11 protein-coding genes are annotated in these 13,567 nt (G+C 57.8%); 8 read left to right on the plus strand and 3 right to left on the minus strand.

Annotated features, from left to right (window positions below):
- Positions 1-8 precede the first annotated feature (8 nt).
- The 5 genes from phoB (at position 9) to malZ (ending at position 7,178) form a co-directional block, all read left to right on the plus strand.
- On the plus strand, positions 9-698 hold the full coding sequence (phoB, locus tag CWM54_RS14305) for a phosphate response regulator transcription factor PhoB (protein WP_002890343.1): 690 nt from the start codon (positions 9-11) through the stop codon (positions 696-698).
- A 21-nt stretch (positions 699-719) separates the two neighbouring features.
- A complete protein-coding gene (gene phoR / locus CWM54_RS14310; protein ID WP_100697560.1) occupies positions 720-2,015 on the plus strand; it encodes a phosphate regulon sensor histidine kinase PhoR in 1,296 nt (431 codons plus the stop codon).
- A gap of 413 nt (positions 2,016-2,428) precedes the next feature.
- Positions 2,429-3,748: a branched-chain amino acid transporter carrier protein BrnQ gene (gene brnQ / locus CWM54_RS14315; protein WP_061155592.1), complete on the plus strand. Its 1,320-nt coding sequence runs from the start codon at positions 2,429-2,431 to the stop codon at positions 3,746-3,748.
- Between the two features lie 87 nt (positions 3,749-3,835).
- Positions 3,836-5,209 (plus strand): proline-specific permease ProY, encoded by a 1,374-nt coding sequence (gene proY / locus CWM54_RS14320; RefSeq protein ID WP_061156408.1) that lies wholly within the window; start codon positions 3,836-3,838, stop codon positions 5,207-5,209.
- Between the two features lie 151 nt (positions 5,210-5,360).
- Positions 5,361-7,178 (plus strand): maltodextrin glucosidase, encoded by a 1,818-nt coding sequence (gene malZ / locus CWM54_RS14325; RefSeq protein ID WP_100697562.1) that lies wholly within the window; start codon positions 5,361-5,363, stop codon positions 7,176-7,178.
- Here malZ and CWM54_RS14330 read toward each other — a convergent pair.
- Entirely contained in the window at positions 7,175-8,077 is a 903-nt protein-coding gene (locus CWM54_RS14330) for a LysR substrate-binding domain-containing protein (protein WP_061155590.1), read from the minus strand. The genes malZ and CWM54_RS14330 overlap by 4 nt on opposite strands.
- A gap of 267 nt (positions 8,078-8,344) precedes the next feature.
- Between CWM54_RS14330 and CWM54_RS14335 the strand changes: the two genes are divergently transcribed.
- From CWM54_RS14335 to CWM54_RS14345, 3 genes are all read left to right on the plus strand, one after another.
- Positions 8,345-8,986: a hydrolase gene (locus CWM54_RS14335; RefSeq protein ID WP_002890357.1), complete on the plus strand. Its 642-nt coding sequence runs from the start codon at positions 8,345-8,347 to the stop codon at positions 8,984-8,986.
- 183 nt (positions 8,987-9,169) lie between these two features.
- On the plus strand, positions 9,170-9,715 hold the full coding sequence (locus CWM54_RS14340; RefSeq protein ID WP_074386758.1) for an antibiotic biosynthesis monooxygenase: 546 nt from the start codon (positions 9,170-9,172) through the stop codon (positions 9,713-9,715).
- A 24-nt stretch (positions 9,716-9,739) separates the two neighbouring features.
- Entirely contained in the window at positions 9,740-11,608 is a 1,869-nt protein-coding gene (locus CWM54_RS14345) for an amidohydrolase (protein WP_100681344.1), read from the plus strand.
- 58 nt (positions 11,609-11,666) lie between these two features.
- On the opposite strand, the gene fba is transcribed toward CWM54_RS14345, so the two are convergent.
- Both fba and CWM54_RS14355 read right to left on the minus strand, forming a co-directional pair.
- Positions 11,667-12,521: a class II fructose-1,6-bisphosphate aldolase gene (fba, locus tag CWM54_RS14350; protein WP_165785814.1), complete on the minus strand. Its 855-nt coding sequence runs from the start codon at positions 12,519-12,521 to the stop codon at positions 11,667-11,669.
- A gap of 35 nt (positions 12,522-12,556) precedes the next feature.
- Positions 12,557-13,519, minus strand: coding sequence for a carbohydrate kinase family protein (locus tag CWM54_RS14355; protein ID WP_061155587.1), 963 nt, complete (start codon positions 13,517-13,519; stop codon positions 12,557-12,559).
- Positions 13,520-13,567 lie beyond the last annotated feature (48 nt).

Raw genomic sequence — 13,567 nt, forward strand, 5'->3', positions numbered from 1 at the left:
GGTAAATAATGGCGAGAAGAATTCTGGTCGTTGAAGATGAAGCTCCAATCCGCGAAATGGTCTGCTTTGTTCTGGAGCAAAATGGCTTTCAGCCTGTCGAGGCGGAAGATTATGACAGCGCGGTGAATCAACTCAATGAACCCTGGCCTGATTTGATTCTCCTTGACTGGATGCTGCCGGGTGGTTCGGGGCTGCAGTTTATTAAGTTGCTCAAGCGCGAGGCGATGACGCGGGATATCCCGGTCGTGATGCTGACCGCGCGTGGAGAAGAAGAGGATCGCGTTCGCGGCCTGGAGACCGGGGCGGATGATTACATTACCAAGCCTTTCTCACCGAAAGAGCTGGTGGCGCGGATCAAGGCGGTGATGCGCCGTATTTCGCCGATGGCGGTGGAAGAGGTGATCGAAATGCAGGGTCTGAGCCTCGACCCTTCGTCGCACCGGGTGATGACCGGCGACAGTCCGCTGGACATGGGGCCGACGGAATTTAAGTTATTGCACTTCTTTATGACCCATCCTGAGCGAGTGTACAGCCGCGAGCAGCTGCTGAACCACGTCTGGGGAACCAACGTCTATGTGGAAGACCGCACGGTGGACGTCCATATTCGCCGCCTGCGCAAAGCGCTGGAACACAGTGGCCATGATCGTATGGTGCAAACGGTTCGCGGCACGGGGTATCGTTTCTCCGCCCGTTTCTGAATTTTGACAGGAGTGTGACCCGTGCTGGAACGGCTGTCATGGAAAAGGCTGGCGCTGGAGCTCTTTTTAGCGTGTATTCCGGCCCTGATTCTGGGGGCATTTTGGGGGCATTTGCCGTGGTTTTTACTGGCGGCAGTGACCGGTTTGCTGATCTGGCATTTCTGGAATTTGATGCGCCTGTCGTGGTGGCTGTGGGTGGATCGGAGCATGACTCCTCCGCCTGGCCGTGGCAGCTGGGAGCCGCTGCTGTATGGTCTGCATCAGATGCAGATGCGTAATAAAAAGCGTCGACGCGAGCTGGGAAGCCTGATTAAACGTTTTCGCAGCGGAGCGGAATCGCTGCCGGATGCGGTCGTACTGACCACGGAAGAGGGGGCCATTTTCTGGTGTAATGGCCTGGCGCAGCAGATTTTAAACCTGCGCTGGCCGGACGACAGTGGCCAAAATATTCTCAACCTTCTGCGTTATCCCGAGTTCGCCAACTATCTGAAACAGCGTGATTTTTCTAAGCCACTCAACCTGGTGCTGAATAACGCTCGCCATCTGGAAATTCGCGTGATGCCTTACACCGACAAGCAGTGGCTGATGGTGGCGCGCGACGTGACGCAGATGCATCAACTGGAAGGGGCGCGGCGGAACTTTTTCGCCAACGTCAGCCATGAACTGCGTACCCCGCTGACGGTGCTGCAGGGCTATCTGGAGATGATGCAGGAGCAGGTGCTGGAGGGGGCGACGCGGGAAAAAGCCCTGCACACCATGCGGGAGCAAACTCAGCGTATGGAAGGGCTGGTGAAGCAGCTGCTGACACTGTCGCGCATTGAAGCCGCGCCGGTGCTGGTGATGAATGATCGCATTGACGTGCCGATGATGCTGCGGGTGGTGGAGCGCGAGGCGCAGACCCTCAGCCAGGAGAAACAGACGCTGATCTTCACCGTTGACGAGCAGCTCAAGGTGCTGGGTAATGAGGAGCAGCTGCGCAGCGCGATTTCTAATCTGGTCTATAACGCGGTGAACCACACCCCGCCGGGGACCGAAATCCGCGTCAGCTGGCAGCGGACCCCGCAGGGGGCGCTGTTCAGCGTTGAGGATAATGGACCGGGTATTGCGCCGGAGCACATTCCCCGTCTGACCGAGCGCTTTTATCGGGTGGATAAAGCCCGCTCCCGGCAAACGGGGGGCAGCGGCCTGGGACTGGCGATCGTCAAACACGCGGTCAACCATCATGACAGCCGGCTGGAGATCGCCAGCACGGTGGGCAAGGGAACCCGTTTTAGCTTCCTGCTCCCGGAACGATTAATTGCCAGAAACGACGCCTGAACGGCGTGCTGTCAGCTTATCTTGCCAATGACCAGCTTCGGCTGGTCATTTTCGTTGGCATCCTTTTTTTCTCGCCTATTTAATGAACGCATGCTGCTTTTTTGTTCGCATGATAAGCCACGGGTTTTCCAACAATATGGTAAATGATTCTGGGCTGTAACTGATAACCAGCATAATCATCTGCTTTTACGATCGTGCCTTGCTTTAAAACGTTATAAGCGTTTAAATTGCGCCTGCGTAGTCGATGACAGACTGCTTTTGCGTGGTAATACCAAAAACAATTCTTTCCCACGCCGCTTCGGGAGCATATCTCGCTGAGTTTACCGGCAATAGCCGCTGTATCGTCCCTGAGAGGGGAGCGCGGTATTTTTCCATTTTTTTACAACACCACATCCACAGGCAGTAATGAATTTATGACCCATCAGTTAAAATCTCGCGACATCATAGCGTTGGGCTTTATGACCTTCGCGTTGTTTGTTGGCGCAGGCAACATTATTTTCCCTCCGATGGTTGGCTTACAGGCGGGCGAGCACGTCTGGACGGCGGCGATCGGCTTCCTGATCACTGCGGTGGGTCTGCCGGTGCTGACGGTGGTGGCGCTGGCGAAAGTCGGCGGCGGCGTTGAAAGCCTGAGCACCCCCATTGGTAAAGTGGCGGGTATCCTGCTGGCTGTGGTGTGTTATCTTGCGGTGGGGCCGCTGTTCGCGACCCCGCGTACCGCGACCGTCTCCTTTGAGGTCGGTATTGCGCCGCTGACCGGCGATGGCCCGCTGCCGCTGCTGATCTACAGCGTTATCTACTTCGCGCTGGTGATTCTGGTCTCCCTCTATCCGGGCAAACTGCTGGACACCGTGGGCAATTTCCTTGCGCCGCTGAAAATTATCGCCCTGATTGTGCTGGCGGTAGCGGCCATTGTCTGGCCAGCGGGCCCGATCAGCGACGCGCTGGAAGCGTATCGCACGGCGCCATTCTCCAATGGCTTCGTTAACGGCTACCTGACCATGGATACCCTCGGCGCGATGGTGTTCGGGATCGTGATTGTCAATGCGGCACGCTCCCGCGGCGTCAGCGAAGCGCGTCTGTTGACCCGCTACACCGTCTGGGCTGGCCTGATGGCAGGCGTTGGCCTGACGCTGCTGTACCTGGCGTTGTTCCGTCTGGGTTCTGACAGCGCCACTCTCGTGGACCAGTCCGCCAACGGCGCGGCCATTCTGCACTCCTACGTGCAGCATACCTTCGGCGGGGCAGGCAGCTTCCTGCTGGCGGCGCTGATTTTCATCGCTTGCCTGGTGACGGCGGTGGGCCTGACCTGCGCCTGCGCCGAGTTCTTTGCCCAGTATCTGCCGTTCTCCTATCGCACGCTGGTCTTTATCCTTGGCCTGTTCTCGATGGCGGTCTCCAATCTGGGCCTGAGCCATCTGATTCAGGTGTCAATTCCGGTGCTGACCGCTATCTATCCGCCGTGTATCGCACTGGTTGTATTAAGCTTTACCCGCAGTTGGTGGCATAATTCGTCCCGCGTTATCGCGCCGGCCATGTTTATCAGTCTGATGTTTGGTATCATTGACGGGATTAAGTCATCGGCGTTTGCCGCGATTCTGCCGGCCTGGACCGCGCGTCTGCCGCTGGCGGAGCAGGGCCTGGCCTGGCTGATGCCCACCGCCGTGATGGTGTTCCTCGCGGTGATCTGGGATCGCGCAGCCGGACGTCAGGTGACTTCCAGCGCCCATTAACAGGCGTTAAGGAAAAGCGTTTAACCACGGGACTTCGGGTTCCGTGGTTTTTTATTTTTTGTGTTAAACGGCATTGAAAAAACCACGATGGAAAGTAGTAACAAGCTTAAGCGCGGGCTAAGCACCCGGCACATCCGCTTTATGGCCCTGGGTTCCGCCATCGGCACCGGGCTTTTTTACGGCTCAGCCGACGCCATTAAAATGGCCGGACCCAGCGTGCTGTTGGCCTACATTATCGGTGGCGTCGCGGCATATATCATTATGCGGGCGCTCGGTGAGATGTCGGTCCATAACCCTTCCGCCAGCTCATTCTCCCGCTATGCCCAGGAAAACCTCGGCGGACTGGCGGGCTATATCACCGGCTGGACCTACTGCTTCGAAATCCTGATCGTCGCTATCGCCGACGTCACCGCCTTCGGTATCTACATGGGCGTCTGGTTCCCGACGGTGCCGCACTGGATCTGGGTGCTCAGCGTGGTACTGATCATCTGCGCCGTCAACCTGATGAGCGTCAAGGTGTTTGGTGAGCTGGAGTTCTGGTTCTCGTTCTTCAAAGTGGCCACCATTATCATCATGATCCTCGCCGGGTTCGGCATTATTATCTGGGGGATCGGCAACGGCGGCCAGCCGACCGGCATTCATAACCTGTGGAGCAACGGTGGCTTCTTCAGCAACGGCTGGCTGGGGATGGTGATGTCGCTGCAGATGGTGATGTTCGCCTACGGCGGCATCGAAATCATCGGTATTACCGCCGGTGAGGCGAAAGACCCGGAGAAATCCATTCCGCGCGCGATCAACTCGGTGCCGATGCGTATTCTGGTGTTCTACGTCGGCACGCTGTTCGTCATTATGTCCATCTATCCGTGGAACCAGGTGGGAACCGACGGCAGCCCCTTTGTTCTGACCTTCCAGCATCTGGGCATTACCTTCGCGGCCAGTATTCTTAACTTCGTGGTCCTGACGGCTTCGCTGTCGGCGATTAACTCCGACGTGTTCGGCGTAGGCCGTATGCTGCACGGTATGGCTGAGCAGGGCAGCGCGCCGAAGGTGTTCGCTAAAACGTCGCGTCGCGGTATTCCGTGGGTGACGGTGATGGTGATGACCATTGCGCTGCTGTTTGCGGTGTATCTCAATTACATCATGCCGGAAAACGTCTTCCTGGTGATCGCCTCCCTGGCCACCTTCGCTACGGTGTGGGTGTGGATTATGATCCTGTTGTCACAGATTGCCTTCCGCCGCCGTCTGTCGCCCGAAGAGGTCAAGGCGCTGAAATTCAAAGTCCCCGGCGGAGTGGTGACCACGGTAGTCGGCCTGGTGTTCCTGGCCTTTATTATCGCCCTGATCGGCTATCATCCGGATACCCGTATCTCGCTGTATGTCGGTATGGCGTGGATCGGCCTGCTGCTGCTGGGCTGGGTCTTTAAGACCCGTCGCGATCGCCGCCTGGCGCAGGCTCAGTAAATGACACCGCCCCGGTCAGCATCACGCGACCGGGGCGGCTTGCAGTCCCGCGTCCTCCCCCGTTATCCTCCCCCAAAAAATCTTGTGATGATGAGTTCTGCGCCTGACGGCTATGGCAAGGTGTGCCCATTCTGCACAATGAGGATTCACGATGTTGAAGGCATGGCACCTTCCGGTTGCACCTTTTATCAAGGTGCAACAGGACCGACTGTTTATTACCCTGTGGTTAAGCGGTGAGTCGCTGCCGCAGCGGATCACGCTGCGCGCGGAAGAAGATAACGAAGAGCTGTCGCTGCCGATGCAGCGGCTCCGCCAGGCGCCGCAGCCAGGCGTGGTAGCATGGCGCGGTGAAATCTCTCTCGCCAGCGGCCAGCCGCGCCGCCGCTACAGCTTTAAGCTGCTGTGGGCTGACCATCAGCGCTGGTTTACGCCACAAGGTTTCACCCGTTTCCCGCCGGCCAGGCTGGAGCAGTTTGCCATTGACCTGCCGGACGCCGGCCCGCAGTGGGTGGCCGATCAGGTTTTCTATCAGATTTTCCCCGATCGCTTTGCCCGCAGCGCCGCACGTGAGGCTGACCAGGATGCAGTCTATTACCATCACGCGGCGGGACGGGAGATTGTGCGCAAGGCGTGGGACGAACCGCTAACCGGCGAAGCGGGCGGGTCGACGTTCTACGGCGGCGATCTCGACGGCATCAGCGAAAAACTTCCGTATCTGAAGCAGCTCGGCGTCACCGCCCTCTATCTGAACCCGGTTTTCGCCGCCCCCAGCGTGCATAAATACGATACCGAGGATTATCGGCGCGTCGATCCGCAGTTTGGCGGCGACGCGGCGCTGCTTCGGCTACGCCACAATACGCAGCGGGCGGGGATGCGTATGATCCTCGACGGTGTGTTCAACCATACCGGCGATTCCCATCCCTGGTTCGACCGACACCAGCAGGGCAGCGGCGGCGCCGGCCACTATCCGGACTCCCCGTGGCGCGACTGGTTCACCTTCTCAGAGGAGGGGCAGGCGCACAACTGGCTGGGCTATGCCAGTCTGCCGAAGCTCGACTATCGGTCGACCAGCCTGGTCAACGAGATCTATGCCGGCGAGGACAGTATCGTACGCCACTGGCTGAAAGCGCCGTGGAGCATGGACGGCTGGCGTCTGGACGTGGTGCATATGTTGGGCGAAGGTGGCGGGGCGCGAAATAACCTGCAGCATATCGCCGGCATCACTCAGGCGGCAAAGCAAACGCAGCCAGAAGCCTTTGTCTTTGGCGAACATTTTGGCGATGCGCGACAGTGGCTGCAGGCGGATGCCGAAGATTCGGCGATGAACTATCGCGGCTTTACCTTCCCGATCTGGGGATTCCTCGCCAATACTGATATTTCCTACGATCCGCAGAAGATAGACGCCCAGACCTGTATGGCGTGGATGGATAATTATCGCGCCGGGCTGTCGCATCAGCAGCAGCTGCGGATGTTCAACCAGCTCGACAGCCATGATACGGCGCGCTTTAAATCTCTCCTTGGCAAAGACGTAGCACGCCTGCCGCTGGCGGTGGTGTGGCTGTTTAGCTGGCCGGGCGTACCGTGCATCTACTACGGCGACGAGGTGGGTGTGGATGGCAATAACGATCCGTTCTGCCGCAAACCGTTCCCGTGGGATCCGGCGCTGCAGGATACCCAACTGCTGGCGCTGTATCAGCGGATGGCAAAACTGCGTAAGGCCCAGCAGGCGCTGCGCTACGGCGGCTGCCAGGTGATTTACGCCGAGGATAACGTAGTGGTGTTTGTCCGGGTCTACAAACAGCAGCGGGTGCTGGTGGCAATTAACCGCGGGGAAGCCTGCGAGGTGGTTATCGAGGATTCCCCACTGCTGAACGTGGCCGGGTGGACGCTGCTGGAAGGCGCCGGCGCCTTCCAGCACGGGGTACTGACCCTCCCGGCCATCTCCGCCAGCGTCTGGTCCGGCCGTTAACGGTAGAGCTGGCTCAGCAGGTCGTCGCGGAGGATCGCCTCCCGCCACCAGTGCTGAGCCAGCCCGTCATTCCCGCTGCGCCAGGCCATGTAGGTGATATCTTTTTCCCGCCAGCAGGCGACGCTTTTCTCCACCAGACTGCCTTTTTCCAGCCACGGGCGAGCGATATGGCGCGGCAGAAAGCCGCAGCCCAACCCGGCGCACAGCAGTTCGACTTTACTGGCGAAATCATCGACGCCGATTTGCGGCTGCTCGTCGAGGAGATTGCTGTTTAGCGGATGGCAATAACGGGCGCTGTCGCGGATCACGATGGCCCGATGTTGGCTGAGCTGTTTATTGGTCAGTGGCTCCTTCGCCTGAGCCAGCGGGTGGGCGGGGGCAACCACGAAAATATTATCCAGTGCGCCGAGGGTTTGCCATGACCACTCTGCAGAGGTCGGAGGCTCATTGATGGCGCCGAGGATAATATCCGCGCCATGGTGGGTCAGCTCTTCCCACGAACCAGCGAGGGTGTGATGACTGAAGTTCAGCCGCGTCTGCGGGTTTTGCGCATAAAATTCGGCGATCAGCGGTAGCAGGGCAGAAAAGGGAAACGAAGCATCGAGAGCGATCGCCAGCTCTCGCTCCCAGCCCGCGCTCAGCTGCTGCGCCTGCTTTTCCAGATCTCTGGCGGCGCTCAATAGCTGCCGTCCCTTCTCCAGCATCAGCCTACCGGTATCGGTAAACTTCGCCCGGTGGCCAGAGCGATCCAACAGCACAATATCCAGATCGCTCTCCAGCTTCTGGATCATATAGCTCAGGGCAGCGGGGGTTTTATACAGCGACTCCGCGGCGGTGGCGAAGGAGCCGTGTCTGTCCAGGGCATCAAGGATCATGAGTACATCAAAGTTCACGCGCATAGGGGAGCTATCCATTAATTTATTTTCCCTTGTTGTACCTAAGCGCAATAATCAATGCCAGTGAATAAATCAGAACAGTTTGGCGTAAAAATTTGATTAATACGGATGCGAGCAAATCCTTGCTACGGGCAAAAAATAAACCACAAAAAAACTTTAATAACTTGTTAGAAATAACTGGCTATACTCACCATGCTTTATCAGTCAGGATCTACACGACGCATTAACCATCATGTCATCTTTTTAACTCATTGATTAAGAAGGTATTTAATGTCTATTCGTGAACTGCTCGATCCCACTAATTCCGCACTTATCTTTATTGACCATCAGCCGCAGATGTCATTTGGCGTGGCGAATATCGATCGCCAGACCCTGAAAAATAACACCGTAGCGCTGGCGAAAGCGGGCAAAATTTTTAATGTGCCGGTGATTTATACCTCCGTAGAGACCAAAAGCTTCAGCGGTTATATCTGGCCGGAATTATTGGCCGTGCATCCTGACGTCAAGCCGATTGAACGTACCTCAATGAACTCCTGGGAAGACGACGCGTTTGTGGCGGCGGTGAAAGCGACCGGCCGTAAAAAGCTGGTGATTTCCGCCCTGTGGACCGAAGTCTGCCTGACCTTCCCGGCGCTGATGGCGCTGGAGGCGGGCTACGAGGTCTATGTGGTGACGGATACCTCCGGCGGCACCTCTGTCGACGCCCATGAGCGCTCCATTGACCGGATGGTGCAGGCGGGCGCGGTGCCGGTCACCTGGCAACAGGTGCTGCTGGAGTACCAGCGCGACTGGTCACGCAAAGCGACCTACGATGCGGTGATGGACCTCGTACGCGAACACAGCGGCGCCTACGGGATGGGCGTGGATTACGCTTATACCATGGTGCATGGCGCGCCGGAGCGCAAAGCGTAAATCACTTCATCCTTCAGGCTGCCTCTTTGTTGGCTGCGTTTGCCCGTCCCCGGTCACTGCCTCAGCTCAGCTCCGGGGACGTACCACTCTGTCGCCTCGACGCAGCATGAATGATGTTGTGTATATCATTTATGGCCAATGGCAGGGGCAATCCTGTCATTCCCCTGAAGTAAGGAACGCTTTATGGCGCAGCAAAAATCGGTAACCCTGGTCATCAGCCATCTGCTCGATCCTCAACACGGCCAGCGCTACGAAGAGTGGCTCGGTAAAATTATGCCCATTGCGGCCGAGTTTCCCGGCCATCTTGGCGCGAATGTGATCCGTCCCACCGCGGGGCAGAATCTGTGGAGCGTGATAATCCGCTTCGATACCCTGGAGCACCTCTACGCCTGGACGCAGTCGGAAACCCGTCGGCAGCTGGTGGCAGAGATTGCGCCGCTGCTGACGGAAGGCGATCGGACGGAGGTGCGGACCGAGCCGGCCTTCTGGTTTACCCCGCCGGCGGCGAACGTGCGCCAGCCGCGGCGGTGGAAACAGTTTCTGATCACCCTGCTGGTGATTTTTCCCAGCACCAACCTGGTGCCTGCTGTCACCGGCATGCTGTTGCCGTCGCTCAAAGGGAGCCTGCTGCTGCACCTGATCAATGATGCCTGCGTGGTTGCGCTGGTGGTCTGGTTCTGGATGCCCATCGTGACCCGCCTGTTTGCTGGCTGGTTAAAGAAAAACTGAGTCAGCCTCCTCAAGGAGTGCGTTATGTCGCAAACTGCCACACTGATTCTGACCCACGGTCAGATTCATACCCTCGATCGTGCGAATCCCCTGGCGGAAGCCGTGGCCATCGCCGACGGAAAAATTGTTGCTACCGGAAGTCACGATCGGATCATGAGCTTTGCCGCCGAGGGGACGCAAATCGTCGATCTCAAAGGGCATACGGTGATCCCTGGGCTCAACGATTCTCACCTGCACCTGATCCGCGGTGGGTTGAACTACAACCTTGAGCTCCGCTGGGAGGGCGTTCCCTCGCTGGCCGATGCCCTGCGAATGCTTAAGGATCAGGCCGATCGCACACCCTCCCCGCAGTGGGTGCGGGTGGTCGGCGGCTGGAGCGAATTCCAGTTCGCCGAGCGGCGGATGCCAACCCTGGAAGAGCTGAACGACGCGGCGCCCGATACACCGGTGTTTGTGCTGCATCTCTACGATCGCGCGCTGCTGAACCGCGCGGCGCTGAAAGCCGTGGGTTATACCAAAGAGACGCCGGATCCGGTGGGCGGAGAGATCGTCCGCGATAGCCGCGGCAACCCGACCGGGATGCTGATCGCCAAGCCGAACGCCATGATCCTCTACGCTACGCTGGCCAAAGGGCCGAAGCTGCCGCTGGATCTGCAGGTGAACTCTACCCGCCAGTTTATGCGCGAGCTGAACCGACTGGGGCTGACCAGCGCCATCGACGCCGGGGGCGGTTTCCAGAACTATCCGGAAGATTACGAAATTATCGAACAGCTGCATGCGAAAGAGCAGATGACCGTGCGCATCGCTTACAACCTGTTTACCCAGCGGCCGAAGCAGGAGCTGGAGGACTTCGAACGCTGGACCGATATGCTGAAGCCGGGGCAGGGCACCGACTTCTATCGCGCCAACGGCGCCGGCGAGATGCTGGTGTTCTCGGCGGCGGATTTTGAAGATTTCCTGCAACCGCGGCCGGATCTGCCGCAAGGCATGGAGGATGAGCTGGAGCGGGTGGTGCGCCATCTGGTGGAGCATCGCTGGCCGTTCCGCCTGCATGCCACCTACGACGAATCCATCAGCCGGATGCTGGACGTGTTTGAGAAGGTGAACCGCGATATCCCGTTTAATGGTCTGCACTGGTTCTTCGATCATGCCGAGACCATTACCGAGCGTAACATTGAGCGGGTGAAGGCGCTGGGTGGCGGTATTGCGGTGCAGCATCGGATGGCCTTCCAGGGCGAATATTTTGTCGATCGCTACGGCAAAGAGGCGGTGAAACATACTCCGCCGGTAGCGAAAATGCTGGAACTGGACGTGCCGGTGGGGCTGGGCACCGATGCGACCCGCGTCGCCAGCTATAACCCGTGGACTGCGCTGTACTGGCTGGTCTCCGGGCGCACCGTTGGCGGGATGGCGATGTATGACGACGACAACCGCCTGCCGCGCGATGTCGCGCTGGAGCTGTGGACGGCGGGCAGCGCCTGGTTCTCCAGCGAGCAGGGCAAGAAAGGCCGTCTGGCTGCCGGTCAGCTTGCCGATCTGGTGGTGCTGTCGAAAGACTACTTCAGTGTCGCGGAAGAGGAGATCAAAGGCATTGAGTCCGTGCTGACGGTGGTTGATGGCAAAGTGGTGTACGCCGCCGGTCACTTCTCGCCGCTGGCGCCGCCGCCCATTCCGGTGCTGCCGGAGTGGTCACCGGTGGTGAAGGTCCCGGGTCATTACCGTTCCGCTCCGCCGGCGGCGGCTAAAATCGGCGCCATGGTCCAGATGCACCAGTGCTGCGGCAGCTGCGGCGTTCACGGCCACCAACATGATATTGCGCGCAAGTCGTCGATTCCGGTCTCCGATGAGCAAGCTTTCTGGGGCGTGCTGGGCTGCTCCTGCTTTGCCTTCTGATACCTGACGCCTCCGCCCCGGCAGCTTCGGGGCGGAGGTTTCAGCCGCAGGCCCGGCGTCAATAGCGCTGCTGTGAGCCAAAAAGCGCCATGCGGCGGGCAATCATCTCGCGTACTGGCTGCAGTCCCTGGGTGATGACTTTCCGCGGATCGTTCACATCGTGCCCGGTATCGGCGGCAAAGATCGCTTTCACCTGCTGACACCAGGCGTACATGTTTTCGGTATTGACGTTAATCTTGGCGGTGCCGCAGGCAATCGCCCGGCGCATATCCTCATCGGCAATACCGGTGCCGCCATGCAGCACCAGCGGGACCTTCACGCGATCGGCAATGGCTTTCATCTCAGTAAATCCCAGCCGGGCTTTACCTTTATACAGACCATGGGTGGACCCCAGCGCGGCGGCGAGGCAATCCACCTGCGTTTCTGTCACCAGGGTGTAGCACTCTTCAGGATCGGCGTAAATGACCTCGGAGTTAACGATACCGTCTTCACTGCCGGCGATGGTCCCCAGTTCGGCTTCCACGGAGATGCCCTTGCTGTGCGCCAGCGCCACCAGGTGGCGGGTGATGGCCAGATTTTCCCTGAACGGCAGATGTGAACCATCAAACATAATGGAACTGAAGCCGGCAGCGATCGCGGCTTCGCAGGCTTCCTGGGTGGTGCCGTGATCCAGATGCAGGGCCACCGGAATATCAATATGTAAATAATCTATGGCATTAACCACAATATCATGAATACATTTTAGCCCGAGCATATGCTTAACCGTGCCGCCGGACACGCCCAAAATAACCGGTGAGCGGCACTGCTGGGCGGTGCTTAATACGGCGCCGACCCATTCCAGATTATTAATGTTGAACTGACCGACGGCGTAACCGTTCTTTAGGGCATGCTGAAGCATGTCCTTCATCGACACTAACATATTCACCTCTTGATATGTATTAAACGCAGTTATTCTTCAAAATATTGCTTTAAGTTTCTCTCGTAGCTATTTAGCGAGTGGTGGACGACCGCCAGATCCGGCATCGATTCCCGTACCCCTTTTTTCTCAATAGAAATAGCGGCGGTCAGGCTGGCAAATAAAATAATATTATCAATATGCCACGAATAATGGACGCCATAGGTAAAGGCGCCGTGAAAAACATCCCCGGCACCGGTGGTATCAACGGCATTGCACAGCCAGGAAGGGACGATCTGCAGCATACCGCTCTTTAAGAAGGCACAGCCTTTTTCACCAAGGGTGATAAACGCCTCGCCGCGGCAAATTTTATTCAGCTCAATCAGGGCTGCTTTAATTTCTGCTTCGGTGCTCAGTGAACGATAGCTCATATAATCGCGGGCGAAATGTTCGCTTACGACAAAATAGTCGGTCCAGGCCGCCAGTTTAATATTGCTGGCACGCAGTGAACCCCCGTCCATCACGACTCTGGCGGTGGGAAGTTTCTTAATTAAATATTCACTGATTTCTGCCTCGTGGCCGTCAATTAAAATGGTGACCGGCTCCTCGCTGGCAATCAATCGCTCGGCGAGGTCGTCCAGTTTGAGCTTTTGATCGTAGGTCAGGGAAGGTGGTGTTTGCATCTTGCGGGTAATAATCGTCCGCGAACCCGTTAAGCGATTGACCAGCACCGAGGCCAGCGGGGTGATCATGTCATCGGAGAAAACCACCTGGCTGGTATCCACGCCCGCCTCGGCAAACTCATCAATAATGCGCTGGCCGTAAAGGTCCTGATGCAGATGACCAATGTAATAGACCTCCTCACCCCATAATCCCAGCAGCCAGGCCGCATTGGCCGCTGGGCCGCCGCCGCTTTCTATAAAATCATGACAAAAGTTTTTGGTATTCTCCTGGGGCCATTCATTGAGAAAGAAAAACTGATCGAAACAAGCAAATCCAATGGACAAAATAGCCATAACCACTCCTGATTATTGGTCAGCGGCGGGGAGCGTGACCTCCCCGCC

The sequence above is a fragment of the Klebsiella sp. D-Nf1 genome, from assembly GCF_002810515.1.
Classification (GTDB): Bacteria; Pseudomonadota; Gammaproteobacteria; order Enterobacterales; family Enterobacteriaceae; genus Klebsiella; species Klebsiella variicola.

Bases quoted from the DNA above. Each gene is read 5' to 3' on its own strand.
- brnQ (WP_061155592.1), top strand. From the start codon at position 2,429: ATGACCCATCAGTTAAAATCTCGCGACATCATAGCGTTGGGCTTTATG.
- CWM54_RS14345 (WP_100681344.1), top strand. From the start codon at position 9,740: ATGTCGCAAACTGCCACACTGATTCTGACCCACGGTCAGATTCATACC.
- phoB (WP_002890343.1), top strand. From the start codon at position 9: ATGGCGAGAAGAATTCTGGTCGTTGAAGATGAAGCTCCAATCCGCGAA.
- malZ (WP_100697562.1), top strand. From the start codon at position 5,361: ATGTTGAAGGCATGGCACCTTCCGGTTGCACCTTTTATCAAGGTGCAA.
- proY (WP_061156408.1), top strand. From the start codon at position 3,836: ATGGAAAGTAGTAACAAGCTTAAGCGCGGGCTAAGCACCCGGCACATC.
- CWM54_RS14330 (WP_061155590.1), bottom strand. From the start codon at position 8,077: ATGCGCGTGAACTTTGATGTACTCATGATCCTTGATGCCCTGGACAGA.
- CWM54_RS14340 (WP_074386758.1), top strand. From the start codon at position 9,170: ATGGCGCAGCAAAAATCGGTAACCCTGGTCATCAGCCATCTGCTCGAT.
- CWM54_RS14355 (WP_061155587.1), bottom strand. From the start codon at position 13,519: ATGGCTATTTTGTCCATTGGATTTGCTTGTTTCGATCAGTTTTTCTTT.
- CWM54_RS14335 (WP_002890357.1), top strand. From the start codon at position 8,345: ATGTCTATTCGTGAACTGCTCGATCCCACTAATTCCGCACTTATCTTT.